The sequence below is a fragment of the Rossellomorea aquimaris genome, assembly GCF_003315075.1.
Taxonomy (GTDB): domain Bacteria; phylum Bacillota; class Bacilli; order Bacillales; family Bacillaceae_B; genus Rossellomorea; species Rossellomorea aquimaris_C.
The window spans coordinates 137,946-157,270 of sequence record NZ_QNRJ01000006.1; the positions used below are offsets into that span (position 1 = coordinate 137,946).

Here is a 19,325-nt window from a genome sequence, read left to right on the forward strand (position 1 = left end):
CCCCTGAATGTTAGTTATTACTATGAGTCAGCCTTATATAACTTTCGCTTCATTGCGAAGAAGTGAAACAAGCTCTGATACTTGAGCATCCAATTCGCCTTCTAACACTTTACCTGCTTCCTTCTTCGGTGGAAGGTAGATTTCAATCGTTTTTGTCTTCGCTTCTACTTCATCTTCGTCTAAATCGATATCATCCAATTCCACTTCATCTAAAGGCTTTTTCTTCGCTTTCATGATTCCTGGAAGTGATGGATATCGTGGTTCGTTCAATCCTTGCTGTGCCGTAACAAGTAAAGGTAGGGATGTTTCAATCACTTCTGAATCCCCTTCTACGTCACGTGTGACTGTTACCGTTTCGCCATCAATTTCTAATTTCGTTATCGTTGTTACATAAGGGATGTCAAGCTGTTCTGCCACACGTGGTCCAACTTGTCCAGATCCACCATCGATCGCAACATTACCTGCCAGGATTAAATCTACTTCCTGTTCTTTTAAATAGTGGGCAAGAATTTTGGCTGTAGTGAATTGATCACCATGATCAAGGTCATCCTCTGTGTTGATCAGGACTGCTTTATCTGCACCCATTGCCAGTGCTGTTCTCAGTTGCTTTTCACTTTCTTCTCCGCCAACTGTCACAACCGTCACTTCTCCACCATGTGCATCGCGAACTTGAATAGCTTCTTCCACTGCATATTCATCGTAAGGATTTATGATAAATTCAGCTCCATCTTCAGAAATTTGACCGTTTTGGATCGAAATTTTCTCCTCAGTATCAAACGTTCTTTTCAAAAGTACATAGATGTTCATGCGTAAGTCCCTCCTAATAATGTAAACATTCTTTCCCTTAAAAAGATTTTGACAATTTAACCCCTTTGAATGGGCAGCTTGAACGGAAACGTCCATTCAATACTGCCCCTCAATAAGAGTTTACTATATTACAAGAATGTATTCTAGCCTTTAAAGTGCGGTTCTCTCTTTTCAACAAACGCTGAAATACCCTCTTTGGCATCCGCCGATACAAAAATTTCACCGAAAAGATCCGATTCTCTCATTACACCTTCATAGAAACGATCATCTTTTGTATAACTTAACAGCTCAATGGCTGCTTTCATCGCCCCTGGGCTCTTCTTCGCTATCTTATCGGCCATTTCCTTTGCTTTATCGAAAAGCTGGTCCTCAGGATATGCTTTATTGGCAAGTCCCCACTGTACCGCTTCTGTTCCGCTGATAGGCTCACTCGTTAATAGCATTTCTGCCGCTTTTGCCCTGCCTACCAATTTCGGCAAGCGCTGGGAGCCGGCAAATCCAGGTACAAGGCCTAACTGAAGCTCCGGCAGACCGAGCTTTGCATTCTCGCTGACCAATCGGATGTGACATCCCATTGCAAGCTCCAAACCTCCTCCTAGCGCTGCGCCATGGATGGCTGCAATGATCGGCTTTGAAAAGTTCTCCATCCGCTCAAAGACGTCCTGGCCTTTTTTCGCCAATTGAGAGAATTCTTCACCCGTTTCAATCGTTGTGAATTCTTTAATGTCAGCTCCTGCCGAGAAGAAACGCCCCTCACCCTTCAGTAAGATCACACGTACTTCAGCGTTTTCTTCCAGCTCATCCAGAACTGAATCGATTTCTTTAATAAGTCCACTGGCTAAAGCATTAGCAGGAGGTCTTTGGATTAGAACCGTTGCTACCTTTCCCTCTAATGACCATGATAAACTTTCCATCTCTCATCCCCCTAAACTAATTTAGTTCCTGCCGCCACACCCATGAAGTAATAGTTTGTGAATAGCAGGGACTTGAGCTACTAAGTCATATTTCTGTTCGTTCATCACCCACGTTGTCACCATTTCATCCAGAGTACCGAAGATCATTTGACGAGCCAGCCGGACATCCAGATCACTTGAAAATTCTCCGGATTCTATTCCGCTAATCAGAATTTTATCGACTAATTGCAGATATCCTTTTAATACATCGTTGATTTTCAAGCGGATATCCTTATTGGATTGCCTGAGCTCCAGTTGGGTCACAATCGCCAGATGGTGATCATCCGACAGAATTTTACAATGATTTTCAATCATCACTAATAATTTCTCTGAAACTGTCTGTTTTCCTGCTATAACTTCCTCAATTTTTTCGACAAAGAGTACCATTTTTTCTTTGAACAACGAAATCAGGATATCTTCTTTATTTTTAAAATAGAGATAAATCGTTCCATCAGCGACCCCGGCCTGCTTCGCAATCTTGGATACTTGTGCCTGATGGTAACCATTTTCTGCTATAACGATAACAGCAGCATCGATAATTTGCTTGTATTTAGGTTTATTTCGTTTCATGAGTTATTGACCTGCCTTAAGAAAATATGAATGACTGTTCATTCATATTTTTATAATAAAAGGTTTCTCTTTACTTGTCAAGAAAAGATGCCTTGTCCAATTTCACAGCAAAAAGAAAAAGCCCAATGGTATTCATTTAACTTGTTTTCTGTTCTTCTTCTGTCTTTTGGCGCTCTTCTTCTACAAGTGCTCTGCGTAATATTTTTCCTACTGCCGTTTTAGGAAGCTCTTTTCTAAACTCATAAATCCGGGGCACCTTGTAGGCAGCCAGGTATTTACGGGCAAATTCATTGAGTTCTTCCTCTGTCAGGACTTCTCCTTCTTTCAGGACCACATACGCCTTTACGGTTTCTCCTCGGTACTCATCCGGAACGCCTGCAGCTACAACCTCTTGAATCGCAGGGTGTTCATAGAGGACCTCTTCGATTTCACGAGGGTAAATATTAAAGCCTCCCGCAATGATCATATCCTTTTTGCGATCCACAACATAGAAGTAACCTCTCTCATCCATATACCCCAAATCCCCGGTCAATAGCCAGCCATCCCTTAACGTTTGTTCGGTTTCCTCAGGACGATTCCAGTAACCCTTCATCACTTGAGGACCTTTCACGACGATTTCACCCATTTCATTCGGCGGAAGCGGTTCTCCTGTTTCCAGTGAGAAGATGGCTGCATCCGTACTTGGCCAAGGAACCCCTACGCTTCCCTTGATCCTCTCTTTATCCCAAAGGAAATTGGAATGTGTGACAGGTGAAGATTCTGTCAATCCATATCCTTCAACCAGTTTCCCGCCGGTGACGACTTCAAATTGCTGCTGCACTTCAACAGGCAATGGGGCGCTTCCACTTAGGCATGAATCGATGGAGGATAAGTCATAATTCTTCAGTTCCGGATGATTCAGCAGGCCGATATAGATGGTAGGTGCACCAGGAAATAGGGTCGGTTTCTGCTTTTGAATGGTTTTCAAGGTTGTTTCCGGATCAAATTTAGGGAGTAAGATCATTTTATATCCCTGCATGACGGATAATATCATAACGGCTGTCATACCGTACACATGAAAGAATGGAAGGATTCCAAGGACACGCTCTTCTCCTTTTTTACATTTATAAAGCCATGCGTCACACATGGAAGCATTGGCGACAAGGTTCTTATGAGTAAGCATAACCCCTTTCGGGAAACCTGTCGTCCCGCCTGTGTATTGAAGAAGGGCAACATCGTTTTCAAAATCGAATGCCTGATCGGCACTTTCTGGTTTGGCTGTTTTCATGATCTCGGTAAATAAGTGATTCTGTCCTGAATGGTCCACTTTCACAACAATGCCGTATTGTTTCTTCTGGATGAATGGGTAGATGAGATTCTTGGGAAATGGAAGGTAGTCTTTGATAGCGGTTACAATAATGTGCTCAAGTTCAGTATTCTTCATCACTTTCGACACTCTTGGATATAAAATATCCAATGTCAGGATCACCTTGGCACCCGAGTCCTTCATTTGGTATTCGATTTCCCTCTCCATATATAGTGGATTGGTTTGTACGACAATTCCACCTGCATAGAGAATGCCATAGTACGCGATGACGGATTGTGGAGTATTCGGCAGCATGATCGCCACCCGATCGTCTTTCTTAATCCCAAGCGTCTTCAGGTAATGAGCGAACTTGAGTGCGGATTCATGTAATTCTGTGTAGGTCAACTCCTTGCCCATAAATTGAATGGCTACTTTACTGCTATAAAGGGTAGCTGCCTCAGTTAAATAGGACTGTAGCGGCTTTTCAGTCAGATCGAGCTCCGTGGGAATCTCTGCTGGATATTCAGCAAACCATGGTTTGTTCATTGTAATCCCTCCCTTTGAATATTTAGAAAATTTCTTCTATTCACTATTATAATATAAGGGGACTTCAGTTACAATTTCAATTCAATCCACTCGATACTTTTTTCCTATTTCTTAGGCTTGACCTTCCTTACAGATGATTTTATCAAAGAAAAAAGACTGCCTATTCAACCATATGACAGTCTGCTCGTACATTATTATTATTTTAGCATTGTTTCAATATCCAAGCTCTTTATGATATTAACCTCGATATAAGTTCAATCATTTACGTAAAAAACAACATATAAATGATCCCTACGAGTAAAAAGCCCCCACATAGCGTGAGCATAACCTTTGCCAATGTTTCCATATTCCCTCTCCTTACGATATTCCGGCTCCTATGACATAGGATAAACCAACTGAAATGACCAATGAAATGAAGCCGACTGCCCGGTTGTCATTAGCGATTTCTTCATCAATTTTAAATTTGGGTGTGAGAAATTCATAAATGAAATAGCCGATCAGTAGTAGAAAAAAGCCAAACACACCCCACCCGATGGTTGTCAGGATGGTATCGTTATGGCTGATGGAATGGCGGAAGATATTCGCTATCCCGAATATCTTCCCTCCGGTTGCCATCGCCACGGCCAAGTTGCCTTTATTTATTTCTTCCCAATTCTTGTACTTGGTGACCAGTTCGAAGATAGCCAAGAACAGAACCAGACACAGTATGACCACGCTATAATTCCCAGCCGTTTGAACAAATTCATTTTCCCAAAAGTTCTTCATTGTAAAGCTCCCTTTACCGCTTTATTTAAACCACTCTATTTATTGGAGCAGTCTCAAAGGCTCTTATTTAAATTGAACGACTGTGACACCGGTTCCACCTTCACCTGCATCCCCGAAACGAATGTTTTTGACCGATCGGTGATTGTTCAAGTATTCCTGCACTCCTTGCCTTAAAGCTCCCGTACCTTTCCCATGAATGATGGAAACCCGGGGATAACCAGCAAGCAGAGCATCATCGATGTATTTCTCCACTCTGGATAACGCATTTTCGAAACGCTCACCACGCAGATCCAGCTCAAGGCTGACGTGAAAATCTTTCCCTTTCACTGTGGCAAGTGGCTTCGTCTCTACCTTCTGTTGTGATTGAATGAATTCAAGATCTGATTCCTTCACCTTCATTTTCATGATGCCCATCTGTACCTGCCATTCTTTCGCAGACAATCGTTCAATCAAGTGGCCTTTTTGATCAAAGCTTATAACTTTGACTTCGTCCCCGGCTTTTAACTCATGCTTCGCCTGATTGACTTTTTTCTTTTGACCGGACGTTTTCAATTTCGGTGTAGCCTCTTCCAATTGTTTCTTCGCATGGATCAGTTCATGTTCTTTGATTCCAGCTGATTTTTCATGCTGCATTTTTCGTAAATCTTTAATCACTTGTTCAGCTTCTGCCTTCGCCTTTTCTACGACTTCAGTGGCTTTTTGTTGAGCTTTTTCGTAAAGTGTATCCTTTTTCTCATAATACTCCATCATTTGCTTCTGCATATCTTTATGCATTTTCTCAGCTTGCCTTAATAGTTCATGGGCTTCCTCAAGCTCCCGTTCCCCCTGGCGTCTGCTGTCTTCGAGGGAGGCAATCATATTCTCCACTTCTTTACTATCCGTTCCGATATGGGACTTTGCTCTCTGAATGACTGAATCTGAAAGCCCTAAACGCTTCGAAATCTCAAATGCATTACTTCTTCCCGGGACCCCGAGCAAAAGCTTATAGGTAGGACTTAATGTTTCTACATTAAATTCCACACTGGCATTCACGACTCCTTCACGATTGTACCCATATGCTTTCAATTCAGGATAGTGAGTGGTCGCCACGACTCTTGCACCCGTTCCATGTACATCATCCAAAATGGAAATGGCAAGGGCCGCACCTTCTTGAGGATCTGTACCGGCACCCAGTTCATCAAACAGCACTAAACTCTCATGATCTGCCTTTTTAAGGATGTCCACGATATTGACCATATGAGAAGAGAAGGTACTTAAGCTTTGTTCAATCGATTGCTCGTCGCCGATATCAGCATACACGGTGCGGAAGACGCCGACTTCTGATCCATCGAGAGCCGGGATCGGGAGACCGGCCTGGGCCATTAAACTCGTTAATCCCAATGTTTTCAGGGTAACGGTTTTCCCCCCGGTATTCGGCCCGGTGATGACAATGGAAGAAAAGTCAGTTCCCAACTCGATATCATTCGCCACCGCCTCATCCATCGGCAAAAGAGGATGTCGGGCTTTGTTGAGCCTCACCCGACGTTCATTATTGATCGTCGGTTTAGACCCTTTAATAGATCGTCCGAATTTTGCTTTTGTGAACATGAAGTCAATATCCGACAGGACGCTGACAATCAAGAGCAGTTCTTCTCCTGATTCTTGTACACTTTCAGACAGCTCCTGGAGAATCTTTTCAATTTCAGCTTGCTCTTTTAATCGAAGCTCACGAAGTTGATTATTCAGTTGAACGATGGCTTCCGGTTCAATAAATAACGTTTGCCCCGATGATGATTGATCATGGATGATCCCGCCATATTGACCCCTGTACTCCTGTTTAACCGGAATCACATATCGATCGTTCCGAATGGTAATGATTGCATCTGATAACATTTTTTGAGCATTGGAAGAGCGGATCATTCGTTCAAGTTTCTCCCGGATCTGTCCTTCATTGGCCCGGAGCTGCGTACGGATCGAGCGGAGTGCTTCACTGGCTGTATCAAGGATTTCTCCGTTATCGTCGACGACCTTCCTAATATCCTGCTCTAAATGAGGAAGGGGAATGACCGTACCCATTTTCTCCTGCAGCAGGGGTACGTCCACTTCTTCCTCCAATAATTCCTCTACAAAAAGCGTCAGCTTCCTGCTTGCCCGGATTGTACTCGCCACCTGAACGAATTCAGAAGGGGAAAGCATCCCGCCTATTTGAGCACGCTTGACGTGAGGACGTATATCGAAAATCCCGCCTAATGGGGCATGCCCCTTCAACCTGAGGATGGTCATGGCTTCATCTGTTTCTTCGTGAAGAGCTGTAATTTCTTCATACTCAACGGATGGCATGAGAGAAGATACCTTTGCATGACCAAGAGCCGATGCAGCATATTGCTTTAATAATTCTTTGATTTTATCAAACTCTAACGTTTTTAATACTTTAGAATTCACGGAATGTATTCCACCTTTTATCAGTTTCGCTTAATAAATTTGATTAACTCTTTTTTATCCCAAGTATTGATTACAGTATCTTTCCTGATCCAGCCTTTTCGAGCTGTTCCGATTCCGACTTTCATGAATTCCAGGTGATCGATACTGTGTGCATCTGTGTTGATGACGAGCTTTACATTCTGTTCCTGGGCTTTACGGATATTTTCTGCAGACAGATCGAGCCGATTCGGATTTGCATTAAGCTCCAACGCCGTATCGGTTTCTTTCGCCAGCTGGATAAGAAGATCCATATCTACGTCATAGCCTTCTCTTCGACCAATGATCCTCCCTGTTGGATGAGCAATGATATCCACGTGGGCGCTCTTCAGGGCCGTTGTCAGCCTTTCCATGATCTTTTCTTGTGATTGAGAAAAACTCGAATGAATCGAGGCAATCACAAGATCGACTTTTTCAAGAATGTCATCCTCATAGTCCAATGTACCGTCAGGAAGAATATCCATCTCGATTCCTGACAGGACTTCTATATCGTCATACTTCTTATTGATCTCTTTAATTTCATCGATTTGCTTGAGTAATCGTTCTGTAGTCAGCCCGTTTGCCACACGTAAGTACTGGGAGTGATCTGTGATGGCCATATATTGATATCCTTTGGCACGGCAAGCCTCTACCATTTCTTCAATCGAAAATGCACCATCCGACCAGGTGGTGTGCATATGAAGATCCCCTTTTATATCTTCTAATGTGATAAGGGAATAATCCTTATGGAACTCTTCCACTTCTTTCCCATCTTCCCTCAGCTCTGGCGGGATCAGGGGCAGATCAAAATGGTGATAAAATTCTTCTTCGGATTTAAATGTCTGTATCTCACCGGTTTCATTATTCTCGACGCCATATTCACTAATCTTTTCGCCGCGTTCTTTGGCAAGCTTTCGCATGCGGACATTATGATCCTTTGATCCGGTAAAATGATGAAGCGCAGTAGCAAACTCTTCAGGCTTCACGATTCGAAAATCAATGCTGACATCCCAATCATACGAAAGAGTCAGTGATACTTTCGTATCTCCTGCAGCGATGGTTTCCACGATATTAGGCAGTTTCAACAGACCTTCCTTCACTTCTTGAGGATTCTCTGTTGCGAGGATGAAATCGAGGTCCTTGATGGTTTCTCTCATTCTCCTTAAGCTTCCCGCCCTTGAAAAGGTTTGGATGCTGTCCATGCCTAAAAGAAAACCTTCCATTTCCTCAGCGATCCCATTCATAAATGCGATCGGCAGACGGTCGGGTCTCTTGCCAACCTGTTCGATGGATGCGAGGATCTTCTCTTCCGTCTTCTTACCGAAGCCTGCTAAACCTTGTACTTTATTTTCCTTACACGCCTGCTCCAGGTCTTCAATACCTTCCACCCCAAGTTCACTATAAAGCTTCGCGATTTTCTTTCCACCTAATCCAGGTAATTGAAGGAGGGGGATCAATCCCTTAGGAACCTCTTCCTTTAACTCTTCAAGGACAGAAGATGTTCCTTCGTTTATGTATTCCTCGATGACTCCCGCCGTACCTTTGCCGATCCCGCTCAGCTTCGTGAAGTCACTGATTTCCTGTAAGCTTCGGTCATCATTCTCAAGTGCTGCTGCCGCTTTTCGATAGGCGGATATTTTAAAAGAGTTTTCGCCTTTCAATTCCATATATATCGCAATGTTTTCTAATAATTTTATAATATCTTTTTTGTTCAAGAGATTCACCCACTATCTTAGAATTAACGATCAGGATCCTTTAAGATTCCAAGTCCCTTGCAAAAGCAAAATAACTCCATCTATATAGTAGCAAAATTGCTATAAAAAGAAAAAAGACTGACTTATAAGATGAACAAATTCGCTAAGGCATCCCTAACGAATTTGAATTGCATACTTATAGTCAGCCCCTTCTTTTAGGCTACATATTCAATCCACCAAGATTTCACCATATCAGAGAAAACAGGAGTATGTTTAACCATCGCTTGCGCAATAAATGAGTTATTAATGAATGTTTGAACCGACTCGATCGGCAATAATACGGCGATAAATAATAGAATGAAGATCATTAAGTATGCTTCGATAAAACCTAATATCCCTCCGCCAAGAACATTCAACTGCTTTAATAGAGGAAGATGTGCAACAAAATCGAGCATCGATCCAATGATTTGCAGGATGATCCGGACTGCGAAGAAAATCATGGCAAATGCGATTACACGATAATAAGCCTGATCTAAATTGGTCGATTCAAAAATCATATTCAATGTGGACTGCTCGTCCAATACAGGATAAGGAATCCATAATGTTAACTTCGGTGCAAGCTGATCATAATATATGTATGCTACAATAAAAGAAACGATAAATCCAAATATGTGGACCAGTTGCAAAATGAATCCACGTTTTAAACCTATTAAAAATCCTATCACCAGGATGATCAACAAAGCTAAATCCAGCATCTTTTTTTCAATCCTTTAAACGTTTGATTTCTCGTTCCAGCTCTTCAAACTTTTCTTGTAGTTTGAGATAATCATTTACGGCATTCACCGCTGTCAGAACGGCGAGCCTGCTTGTGTCGAGAGATGGATTCATGGAGTTTATTTCTCTCATTTTGTCATCCACTTTAGAACAAACAAATCGGATTTGACTAGTTGATTCAGTCCCAACAATCGTATATGGTTGACCATATATGTCTACAGTGGTGCGATTTTTTTGTTGTTCAGACAACCTGAAAGCCCCCCATTCATAAGAATCCTAAACATTATCATACCACGAAATCTTTTGATTTTGGAAGGAATTTGTCATATTAGCTCACATTTTTTATTATAAACATGAATTTTGTCATAAGGAGAGAGAAACTTGGCTAATACCGTCATTCAAGCAAACAAAGAAACCATTGAGAAAATGAAAGGCCACTACCAAAACGTATTAACGGAGAAACTGCCTCCGGGTGCCGTTTTTGTAGCAAAGCCATCCGGCTGTACGATCACTGCCTATAAATCGGGGAAAGTATTGTTTCAGGGGTCTAACGGAGAAGGAGAATCAAGTCAGTGGGGCAAAATTGAACCTCCAAAGGTAAAATCACCTTCCAAAGGGACGACGACACTGCCTGAGAACTTCGCCGACTGGTCTGTCATCGGATCGGATGAAGTGGGCACAGGCGACTTTTTCGGACCGATCACTGTGGTAAGTGCGTACGTGAAGAGGGAGCATCTTCCACTTATGAAGGAACTCGGAGTAAAGGATTCTAAAAATTTATCCGACCCTCAAATCATCAAAATTGCCCGGGATTTAATTGCCGCCATTCCGTATTCATTACTCATCCTGCATAATCCTAAATACAATGCGATGCAGGCAAAAGGGATGACCCAGGGGAAAATGAAGGCTCTCCTGCACAATCAGGCGATCCTGAATCTGTTGGAAAAAATGGACCCGGAACTACCCGAGGGCATATTGATCGATCAGTTTGTTGAAAAGAATACATACTACAAGCATATTTCTGCACAAAAGAAAATCCAACGGGACCGCGTGTATTTCAGCACAAAAGGTGAAAGCATCCATCTTGCTGTAGCCGCTGCCTCGATCATCGCACGTTACGCCTTCTTAAAGGAAATGGACAAATTGAGTGAGAAAGCTGGTGTCGAAATACCCAAAGGCGCCGGAAAACATGTAGACGTTGCCGCAGCGAAAATCATTAAACGTAAAGGGATTGAAGAATTAAAGTCCATGACGAAATGGCATTTCGCGAATAGTGAGAAGGCGATGAAGTTAGCCGGGAAATAAGTAAAATCCCCATCGGTTATTCCGGTGGGGATTTCTGTTTGGATGGTTGTGTTATCTTGGATTCAGCCATTGAATTATGAATGATATTTACCTGTTGAATTTACTGCAATATTCTCCTGTTAAAATCCCCCCGATATCCTCCTGCTGAATTCACCCCAATATTCTCCTGTTAAAATCCGTTCATTTTTCAACAGGCAAAAACCTCTCCAAACAGCAAAAAGGTGCCAGACGATTGTCTGACACCTTCCACTTTGATCTGTATTACCCTCTCAACTCTGCTCCAGCTTTTTCCTTCACTGTTTGCAGTACTTTATCATGTACTTTGACCACTTCTTCATCCGTCAATGTCTTAGCCGGGTCGAAGTATTTTAACGAGAACGCAAGGGATTTCTTGCCTACTTCCATATGCTCCCCTTCATAAAGATCGAAGACTGAAACTTCTTTCAGAAGCTTGCCTCCTGCGTCTTTAATGAGGGACTCAAGCTCCCCGGCTTTCACATCTGTATCCACGACCAGGGCGATATCCCTTGTGATCGATGGATGACGCGGGATTGGCGTGTAGCTTAATGCCGGCTTTTCGTAATGGAAGATTGGTGAAGCCTTCAGTTCGAACACATAGGTTTCGTTCAGGTCCAACTCTTTTTCCGCTTCCGGATGAATCGCTCCTACAAAACCGATGACTTCATTGTCCAATAGGATTTCAGCCGTTCTTCCCGGGTGCATGCCCTCTACCGTTGCCTGGCGGTAAGAAATGACTTCGGATACGCCGATTTCTTCGAACAGCCCTTCAAGGATACCCTTCGCTACGTAGAAGTCAGCAGGCTTCTTTTCTCCCTGCCAAGGATGCAGATGCCAAAGGCCCGTCATCGCCCCTGCAATATGCTCCTCTTCTTTAGGCAGCTCTTCTCCTGGTTCCTGTAAGAAAACGGATCCCACTTCATAAAAGGCAAGTGAATCATTTTGGCGTGCTTTATTGTACGTAAGCACTTCAAGAAGCTGTGGAATGATGCTTAAGCGGAGATTGCTTCGCTCTTCACTCATAGGCATCAATAAGCGGACAGGCTCTCTTACGTCCAGTGCATATTGTGTTGCTTTCTTATCATTGGTTAGAGAATACGTAATCCCCTGCAGGAGTCCTGCTCCCTCTAAATAACGGCGAACCGTACGGCGTTTCAACTGATGATTTGAAAGTCCGCCAGGTGTTGATTCTCCCTTAGGCAGTGTCAGCGGAAGGTTGTCATAACCGAAAAGACGTGCCACTTCTTCAAGTAAATCTTCAGGGATCGTAATATCCCCTCTTCTTGTAGGAGCCGTTACAACAAACGTTTCTCCAATGACTTCTCCGTCAAATTGAAGACGGCGGAAAATATCTTCCACTGTATCAGCTGAGATGGACGTTCCCAGTGAAGAATTGATTTTTTCTAACGTAATCTCTACTTTCACAGGTTCAACTTCAAGTTCGTTAAATAAAACCGTGCCTTCAAGCACTTTCCCCTGTGCATATTCAGCCATCAGTTGGGCAGCTCTCTCCCCTGCTTTCAGGACACGATCAGGATCGACACCCTTTTCATATCGTGTGCTCGCTTCACTGCGCAGTCCGTGATCTTTCGAGGCTCCCCTGACAATCGCACCAGTGAAATAAGCTGCCTCAAGAAGGACCGTCGTTGTATCATTTTGAACCTCAGAATCCGCTCCACCCATCACTCCTGCAAGAGCGACCGGCTCAGTACCATTCGTAATGACAAGCTGGCTGCTTGATAAGGTTCTTTCTGCATCATCAAGTGTTACGAATGTCTCCCCATCAGTCGCACGACGGACAAGGATCTCCTTGGAGCCAAGGCGGTCGTAATCAAACGCATGAAGAGGCTGACCATATTCCAATAACACATAGTTCGTAATATCGACTACGTTATTATGTGGTCGGATCCCGGCTGAGATCAACGCATTTTGCATCCATAATGGAGATGGACCGATTTTCACATCTTTGATGATTTTGGCACCGTATAGAGGATTATCTTCTTTCGCCTCCACTTTTACCGTTACATAATCTGACGCTTTTTCGCTGCATGCAGTTAAATCTGTTTGAGGAAGCTTCACTTCACGATCCAAAATGGCGGCTACTTCATACGCCACTCCCAGCATGCTTAAGCAATCAGAACGATTGGGCGTTAAGCCCAATTCCAGAATCGCATCATCAAGATTCAATAATTCAACTGCATCTCTGCCTACTTCAGCATCATCCGAGAACACATAAATTCCCTCTGCATGTTCTTTCGGTACTAGCTTTCCTTCTACTCCAAGCTCTTGAAGGGAACAGATCATCCCGTGAGATGCTTCACCACGAAGCTTGGCTTTCTTGATTTTGAAGTTACCCGGCAGGACCGCTCCAACCTTTGCGACAGCCACTTTTTGACCCTTGGCAACATTGGGTGCTCCGCAAATGATTTGAACAGGTTCGTCTTCTCCTACATCCACTAAGCATTTATTTAATTTATCCGCATCGGGATGTGGCTCACATTGTAATACATGACCGACGACCACATTTTTGATTTCTTCCCCGATTCGTTCAACACCTTCAACTTCAATACCGCTTCTTGTAATCTTCTCTGCCAACTCTTCAGGTGTGACACCAGACAAGTCTACATAATTTTCTAACCATTTATATGAAACAAACATGTGTTAGTACCTCCTACCAATTTTCTTTTACTCTTCTGTTCCGAACTGAGTGACAAAGCGCGTGTCGTTTGTGTAGAAATGACGGATATCATCGATTCCGTATTTCAGCATGGCAATACGTTCAGGTCCCATTCCGAATGCGAAGCCTGTGTATTTCTTGGAATCGAATCCTGCCATTTCGAGTACGTTCGGGTGAACCATCCCAGCTCCAAGAATTTCGATCCATCCCGTTCCTTTACATACACGACAGCCTTTTCCACCACAGATCTTACATGAAATATCCATCTCGACTGAAGGCTCTGTGAATGGGAAGAAGCTCGGGCGCAAGCGGATTTCACGATCTTCGCCGAACATCTTTTTCGCAAACACATTAAGCGTTCCTTTCAGGTCACTCATGCGGATGTCTTCATCAATGACGAGTCCCTCGATTTGAGTGAATTGATGAGAGTGTGTTGCGTCATCTGTATCACGACGATACACTTTCCCTGGACAAATAATTTTAATTGGTCCTTTGCCTTTGGCCAGTTCCATCGTTCTTGCCTGCACCGGAGATGTATGAGTGCGCAGAAGGGTTTCTTCCGTAATATAGAAGGAATCCTGCATATCACGTGCCGGGTGTCCCTTGGGAAGGTTCAGTGCTTCAAAATTATAATAATCCTTTTCCACTTCCGGCCCTTCAGCAACGGTATAGCCCATTCCGATAAATAAATCTTCAATTTCTTCCACAATCATCGTAAGCGGATGGTGATTCCCTTTTTTCACAGGGCGCCCCGGTAACGTAACATCGATCGTTTCAGATTGAAGCTTCTTTTCAACTGCTTCTTTTTCAAGAATGGCCTGCTTCGCTTCAAGTGTTTCTGTAATGGCTCCACGAACTTCATTTGCAAGGGCCCCCATTTTAGGACGCTCTTCCGCTGAAAGTTTCCCCATTCCTTTTAAAGCTTCGGTTACAGGTCCTTTTTTCCCCAGGTAAGCTACACGGATATTATTCAGTTCTTTTAAATCCTGTGCTTCGTTCACTTTTTCGATTGCTTCTTGTTGAAGGGATCGTAATTTGTCCTCCATTTATACTTCCTCCTTTAATGTATATCGTCCGAATGATCGTACTGGATTGGTTTAAAAACAAATAAAAAAACCCCATCCCAAAAAGGGACGAGGTTTATATCGCGGTACCACCCTTATAAGCATATCCACGAGGGACATACTCACTTCATTCGGATAACGGCTTTGCCGGAGCATCTTTACATTCATCAACTGAATGGTCCCGATGCCAACTCGAGAGGTGAAATCTTCACATCATGCTATCTTAAGAATGCTTTCAGTCCAGGGCATTCTCTCCCTTAAAGAAGGTCATGTGCTACTTTCCTCTTTCAACGTTTTTTAAGTTATATGTGCATTATTATAGTGAATTTCCAGGCGGATTTCAAACCTTTTCAAGAAATTCACTGCCCATTTTTAAAATAGTATAATAAAACGCCTGCTGCGATCGCTACATTTAACGACTCGCTTTTCCCATAGATGGGAATATATAGATTCTGATCGGTTTCAGTCAGGAGGTCTTTCGATATACCATTTCCTTCGTTACCTACTATAAGAGCATAGGAAGATTGGGGGTTGATCGTTGTATATTCAACACCATTTTCAAGTGCTGTCCCGTAAACTGGGATTTCCCGTTCTTTCAATTTTGAAATGGTTTCATTGAGATCCCCTCTGATGATCGGAATATGAAAGTGACCTCCTTGTGCGGAGCGCAATACCTTAGGGTTATATGGGTCAACCGTTCCTTTGCCTAATACGACCATATCAATACCCGCTGCATCAGCCGTGCGAATGATCGTCCCGATATTCCCGGGATCCTGAAGGCCATCCAAGAGCATGAATGTTGCCGCTTTTTCAATGTCATGTTCATCTTCTTTTTGCTTACAAACGGCGAAAACTCCTTGTGACGTCTCGGTATCGGACAAGGCTTTACCGACTTCTTCTGATACCATCGTCATGGAAACGGAGTCTACGGTCCATTTTTGCGGAAGATCCGTTCCTTCCACCACTATAAGCTCAAGGATCGTATCTTCTTGCTTTAATGCTTCTTCCACCAGGTGAAAGCCTTCAACTATGTATGTACGGGTAAGATCCCGTTCCTTTTTGGTTAATAATTTTTTCCACTGCTTCACAACAGGATTTTTTGAGGATTGAATATACTTCAATCGTATCCGCTCCTTTAGATTACTATTCAGGGTCTCATTATACCTTAACTTTCCTACATAATAAATTCAATTTGAGACAAGATAACAATGAATTCCTCAACTATCGAAAAAGGAGAAATGTGTGATGAATCTAAACTTACGAAAAGCGATCATACACAACGTATCTGGCAACAACCAGGACGAACTGAGAGACACCATCGTTGACGCAATCCAGGGAGGAGAAGAAAAAACCCTTCCAGGTCTCGGTGTACTCCTTGAAGTCTTCTGGCAAAACGCAGATCCCCAGGAACAAAAAATGGTCCTTGAAACATTAGAGGAATCATTGCAGCAGCAACAAACACAGTAAGGACATGGGTAACCCTGAATAGGGGTTGCCCTTGTTTATTTGTCTTCACCTTCCATATTAAAATTCCCCCTGATTTGGTTTTACTGCATCTCCTCCAGTGGTAATGAAGAATACATAAGGTAACGGAAGGGGGAACGAGTGTATGAGTCAAAAGAAAAGCGCATTAGTGATCATCGACATGATTAACACTTTTGATTTCCAAGGTGGAGAGGATTTATACGAAAACACCTTGAATATTGTAGATAATATCCGCGAAATGAAGAGAAAGGCGAAGGAATCCGGCATTCCGGTCATTTATGTGAATGATAACTACGGCCTCTGGCAGGACAATATGAATGACATCATCGAGCATTGCAAAAAGAAAAAAGGTGAAACCGTAATTGAAAGACTTCACCCTGATACAGATGACTATTTTATCATCAAACCGAAGCATTCGTGCTTTTTCGGGACGCAACTTGATATCCTGCTTCATCAGCTGGATGTAAAACACCTGATACTAACCGGAATCGCAGGGGATATCTGTGTACTCTACACCGCCAATGATGCCTACATGAGAGAGTACGCTATCTCGATACCGAAGGATTGCATGGCTTCAGAGACAGACGAGGACAATGAAAGTGCCATTCGCATTATTAAAAAAACGATCGGTGCCGACATGACCCTATCTGATCAAATGACTTTATAATGACAGCCCCACTGTCTCATGAAAAAGAGACCCTAATCCAATAGGGTCTCTTCATTGCAATCAATCAAATGTAATCTTCGCCACTGTATCTTTATCTAACTTCTTGATTACTTCTGTAATCAGTTTAACCGCATTCTCATAATCATCACGATGCAACATCGCAGCATGGGAATGGATATAGCGCGTCGCAATGGTGATGGATAAAGCAGGAACTCCGTTTGCAGTTAAATGAATCGCACCGGAATCCGTTCCACCACCGGCAATGGCATCAAATTGATACGGAATGTTATGCTCATCCGCTGTTTCTGTTACAAAGTCACGAAGCCCTTTGTGAGAGATCATGGATGCATCATACAGGATGATTTGTGGGCCTTCACCCATCTTACTTGAGGCTTCCTTGTCAGAAACGCCAGGTGTATCCCCTGCAATTCCAACATCTACACCAAAGGCAATGTCAGGCTGGATCTTGGCTGCTGACGTTCTCGCTCCACGCAGGCCAACTTCTTCCTGCACTGTTCCTACACCATACACCACGTTTGGATGCTCTTGACCTTTCAGGTTTTTCAGTACATCAATGGCAATCGCGCATCCGATGCGGTTATCCCATGCTTTCGCAAGAAGCATTTTCTCATTGTTCATCACCGTGAATTCGAAATGAGGGACAACCATATCCCCCGGCTTCACTCCCCACTCCTGTACTTCTTCGCGGCTTGAAGCTCCGATATCAATAAACATATCTTTAATATCAACCGGCTTTTTACGTGCTTCCGGAGGCAGGATATGCGGTGGTTTGGAACCGATCACTCCCGTTACTTCTCCTTTATTCGTCACGATCGTCACTCGTTGGGCAAGCATGACCTGTGACCACCAGCCTCCTACTGTTTGAAAACGCAGGAATCCTTTGCTGTCGATTTGTGTGATCATGAAGCCGACTTCATCAAGATGCCCGGCCACCATGATCTTAGGTCCGTTCTCATCGCCGACTTTTTTAGCAATTAAGCTTCCCAGGTTATCTGTTGTGATTTCATCTGCAAATGGTTCTATGTATCGCTTCATTACGTTTCGTACTTCTCTTTCATTACCCGGTACACCTTTTGCATCGGTTAAATCCTTGAGCATAGTCAATGTTTCGTCTAATTTTGTCACTGTTTCGACCCCCTAAATGTTTATACACTCTCATTATACTAAAATCTGTCCGATTCATCAAAATTTCCTGAATCTTCTTAAACTATCGCTCGTGAACCGGATTAATATCCTTCTTTTTGACGATTATAATTCACTTCATTCTTCTTTACATAAGCCTCAAACACCTCTTTATGGGAAAACCCTAACAGCTCACCCAAATAGACATAATGCCTGAACAATTGTTGAAAATGCTCAACCGAACGCTCCTCAGCAAAGTGATTGGCCGACTTGAATACTTCCAGGAATTGTTTCGTTACATCTTCATTTGCGTAATTGGTTTCCCCTAAATCAAATTGCTGAATACCGATTTCAAGTCCCAGTGAGAGAATAAAATGGATTCCATCCACAAATTCTTCAAGGATCACTTCCTTCGATGAAGAGGTTTTCTTACTCCAGAACTTAAAGCTTCTCGTTTCGTTTGCCAGTTCACCCACTTCAACAAGGAGGGCAAGGATCTTCTTTTCAATTAAATCTGCGTTTTGCAAACCATGTTCTTCTTCAATATGCTGATCCAGCTTCTCCTGCATGTCCAATAACGTTTCAATATTCATGACGTTTTCTCCCCTCGTGATGCTCATTTTTCTGATGTTCTCTCTTAGTATGACAAATTTTCTAAGAAATTTTAAATAAAATGAAACCTTTTTCTGTTTTTATCGTAAATAATAGGAGAAGACTTATGCCTAGGGAGGTAATGGTAATGCTTTGGCTTATTCGGTTAGTGATTTTTTTCCTTATTCTTTATCTTTTATACCGCAGTGTGAAATACATTATAGACCCAAAGCGAAAACTGGAACTTGCCCAGGAGCAGAAACGTTTTTACTTTCTCGATGATCAGGAAAATGTACGTAAGAATTTTCACGTAACCTATAAAGGAGTTCTTTTCGAAGGAGAAAAATATTTAGGAGCAACTGAAAAATCCTTTGAGGTGGTCTCCATCTTTGTTTGGTCAAAAAACATCTCTTCTTTAAAGGGACTGACTCAAGAAGATTTTCAATACCTGCAGAATGAAATCAAAGAAAGATACCCGAATGCAAAGCTGGATTGGAAAAGCCCGATTCATGAATTCCTACAAAATAAGCAATAAAAAAACGGCT

Annotated in this window: 18 protein-coding genes and 1 other annotated feature; of the genes, 4 read left to right on the plus strand and 14 right to left on the minus strand. The window is 42.8% G+C overall.

Annotated elements, in window-relative coordinates; genetic code table 11:
* Positions 1-33: 33 nt before the first annotated feature.
* The 9 genes from DET59_RS10125 to zapA form a co-directional block, all read right to left on the minus strand.
* A complete protein-coding gene (locus DET59_RS10125; RefSeq protein ID WP_113969553.1) occupies positions 34-807 on the minus strand; it encodes an electron transfer flavoprotein subunit beta/FixA family protein in 774 nt (257 codons plus the stop codon).
* A 143-nt stretch (positions 808-950) separates the two neighbouring features.
* The gene (locus DET59_RS10130) at positions 951-1,721 is read right to left on the minus strand and encodes an enoyl-CoA hydratase (protein WP_113969554.1); all 771 of its coding nucleotides are present in this window, start codon (positions 1,719-1,721) and stop codon (positions 951-953) included.
* Positions 1,722-1,742: 21 nt separating this feature from the next.
* Positions 1,743-2,330: a TetR/AcrR family transcriptional regulator gene (locus DET59_RS10135; RefSeq protein WP_113969555.1), complete on the minus strand. Its 588-nt coding sequence runs from the start codon at positions 2,328-2,330 to the stop codon at positions 1,743-1,745.
* A 136-nt stretch (positions 2,331-2,466) separates the two neighbouring features.
* Entirely contained in the window at positions 2,467-4,161 is a 1,695-nt protein-coding gene (locus DET59_RS10140) for a long-chain-fatty-acid--CoA ligase (RefSeq protein WP_397540933.1), read from the minus strand.
* 357 nt (positions 4,162-4,518) lie between these two features.
* Positions 4,519-4,926, minus strand: a complete 408-nt coding sequence (locus DET59_RS10145; protein WP_113969557.1) for a DUF350 domain-containing protein — start codon at positions 4,924-4,926, stop codon at positions 4,519-4,521.
* A 63-nt stretch (positions 4,927-4,989) separates the two neighbouring features.
* Positions 4,990-7,347, minus strand: a complete 2,358-nt coding sequence (locus DET59_RS10150; RefSeq protein WP_113969558.1) for an endonuclease MutS2 — start codon at positions 7,345-7,347, stop codon at positions 4,990-4,992.
* Positions 7,348-7,367: 20 nt separating this feature from the next.
* Positions 7,368-9,077: a DNA polymerase/3'-5' exonuclease PolX gene (polX, locus tag DET59_RS10155; protein WP_113969559.1), complete on the minus strand. Its 1,710-nt coding sequence runs from the start codon at positions 9,075-9,077 to the stop codon at positions 7,368-7,370.
* A 194-nt stretch (positions 9,078-9,271) separates the two neighbouring features.
* On the minus strand, positions 9,272-9,811 hold the full coding sequence (locus tag DET59_RS10160) for a CvpA family protein (protein WP_113969560.1): 540 nt from the start codon (positions 9,809-9,811) through the stop codon (positions 9,272-9,274).
* Between the two features lie 7 nt (positions 9,812-9,818).
* A complete protein-coding gene (gene zapA, locus DET59_RS10165) occupies positions 9,819-10,079 on the minus strand; it encodes a cell division protein ZapA (RefSeq protein WP_113969561.1) in 261 nt (86 codons plus the stop codon).
* Positions 10,080-10,211: 132 nt separating this feature from the next.
* Here zapA and rnhC point away from each other — a divergent pair, with 132 nt between their 5' ends.
* Positions 10,212-11,135 (plus strand): ribonuclease HIII, encoded by a 924-nt coding sequence (rnhC, locus tag DET59_RS10170; RefSeq protein ID WP_113969562.1) that lies wholly within the window; start codon positions 10,212-10,214, stop codon positions 11,133-11,135.
* 261 nt (positions 11,136-11,396) lie between these two features.
* On the opposite strand, the gene pheT is transcribed toward rnhC, so the two are convergent.
* The 3 genes from pheT to DET59_RS10185 form a co-directional block, all read right to left on the minus strand.
* A complete protein-coding gene (pheT, locus tag DET59_RS10175) occupies positions 11,397-13,811 on the minus strand; it encodes a phenylalanine--tRNA ligase subunit beta (RefSeq protein ID WP_113969563.1) in 2,415 nt (804 codons plus the stop codon).
* 27 nt (positions 13,812-13,838) lie between these two features.
* Complete coding sequence (gene pheS, locus DET59_RS10180) at positions 13,839-14,876, minus strand: phenylalanine--tRNA ligase subunit alpha (RefSeq protein ID WP_113969564.1); 1,038 nt, start codon at positions 14,874-14,876, stop codon at positions 13,839-13,841.
* Between the two features lie 80 nt (positions 14,877-14,956).
* Positions 14,957-15,194 (minus strand) — a binding site (T-box leader).
* Positions 15,195-15,253: 59 nt separating this feature from the next.
* The gene (locus DET59_RS10185) at positions 15,254-16,015 is read right to left on the minus strand and encodes a TrmH family RNA methyltransferase (protein ID WP_113969565.1); all 762 of its coding nucleotides are present in this window, start codon (positions 16,013-16,015) and stop codon (positions 15,254-15,256) included.
* Between the two features lie 124 nt (positions 16,016-16,139).
* Here DET59_RS10185 and sspI point away from each other — a divergent pair, with 124 nt between their 5' ends.
* Complete coding sequence (gene sspI / locus DET59_RS10190; protein ID WP_113969566.1) at positions 16,140-16,361, plus strand: small acid-soluble spore protein SspI; 222 nt, start codon at positions 16,140-16,142, stop codon at positions 16,359-16,361.
* Between the two features lie 142 nt (positions 16,362-16,503).
* On the plus strand, positions 16,504-17,046 hold the full coding sequence (locus DET59_RS10195) for a cysteine hydrolase family protein (RefSeq protein ID WP_113969567.1): 543 nt from the start codon (positions 16,504-16,506) through the stop codon (positions 17,044-17,046).
* 60 nt (positions 17,047-17,106) lie between these two features.
* On the opposite strand, the gene DET59_RS10200 is transcribed toward DET59_RS10195, so the two are convergent.
* Together DET59_RS10200 and DET59_RS10205 are read right to left on the minus strand one after the other, a co-directional pair.
* Entirely contained in the window at positions 17,107-18,192 is a 1,086-nt protein-coding gene (locus DET59_RS10200; RefSeq protein WP_113969568.1) for a M42 family metallopeptidase, read from the minus strand.
* Positions 18,193-18,293: 101 nt separating this feature from the next.
* On the minus strand, positions 18,294-18,782 hold the full coding sequence (locus DET59_RS10205; RefSeq protein WP_113969569.1) for a dUTP diphosphatase: 489 nt from the start codon (positions 18,780-18,782) through the stop codon (positions 18,294-18,296).
* A gap of 146 nt (positions 18,783-18,928) precedes the next feature.
* Between DET59_RS10205 and DET59_RS10210 the strand changes: the two genes are divergently transcribed.
* Complete coding sequence (locus DET59_RS10210) at positions 18,929-19,315, plus strand: sigma-w pathway protein ysdB (RefSeq protein WP_113969570.1); 387 nt, start codon at positions 18,929-18,931, stop codon at positions 19,313-19,315.
* Positions 19,316-19,325: the final 10 nt, after the last annotated feature.

Excerpts from the sequence above, each read along its gene's own strand:
- sspI (WP_113969566.1), top strand. The coding sequence starts at position 16,140 with ATGAATCTAAACTTACGAAAAGCGATCATACACAACGTATCTGGCAAC.
- pheT (WP_113969563.1), bottom strand. The coding sequence starts at position 13,811 with ATGTTTGTTTCATATAAATGGTTAGAAAATTATGTAGACTTGTCTGGT.
- DET59_RS10130 (WP_113969554.1), bottom strand. The coding sequence starts at position 1,721 with ATGGAAAGTTTATCATGGTCATTAGAGGGAAAGGTAGCAACGGTTCTA.
- DET59_RS10160 (WP_113969560.1), bottom strand. The coding sequence starts at position 9,811 with ATGCTGGATTTAGCTTTGTTGATCATCCTGGTGATAGGATTTTTAATA.
- DET59_RS10140 (WP_397540933.1), bottom strand. The coding sequence starts at position 4,161 with ATGAACAAACCATGGTTTGCTGAATATCCAGCAGAGATTCCCACGGAG.
- DET59_RS10135 (WP_113969555.1), bottom strand. The coding sequence starts at position 2,330 with ATGAAACGAAATAAACCTAAATACAAGCAAATTATCGATGCTGCTGTT.
- DET59_RS10205 (WP_113969569.1), bottom strand. The coding sequence starts at position 18,782 with ATGAATATTGAAACGTTATTGGACATGCAGGAGAAGCTGGATCAGCAT.
- DET59_RS10145 (WP_113969557.1), bottom strand. The coding sequence starts at position 4,926 with ATGAAGAACTTTTGGGAAAATGAATTTGTTCAAACGGCTGGGAATTAT.
- DET59_RS10210 (WP_113969570.1), top strand. The coding sequence starts at position 18,929 with ATGCTTTGGCTTATTCGGTTAGTGATTTTTTTCCTTATTCTTTATCTT.
- pheS (WP_113969564.1), bottom strand. The coding sequence starts at position 14,876 with ATGGAGGACAAATTACGATCCCTTCAACAAGAAGCAATCGAAAAAGTG.
- DET59_RS10125 (WP_113969553.1), bottom strand. The coding sequence starts at position 807 with ATGAACATCTATGTACTTTTGAAAAGAACGTTTGATACTGAGGAGAAA.
- DET59_RS10195 (WP_113969567.1), top strand. The coding sequence starts at position 16,504 with ATGAGTCAAAAGAAAAGCGCATTAGTGATCATCGACATGATTAACACT.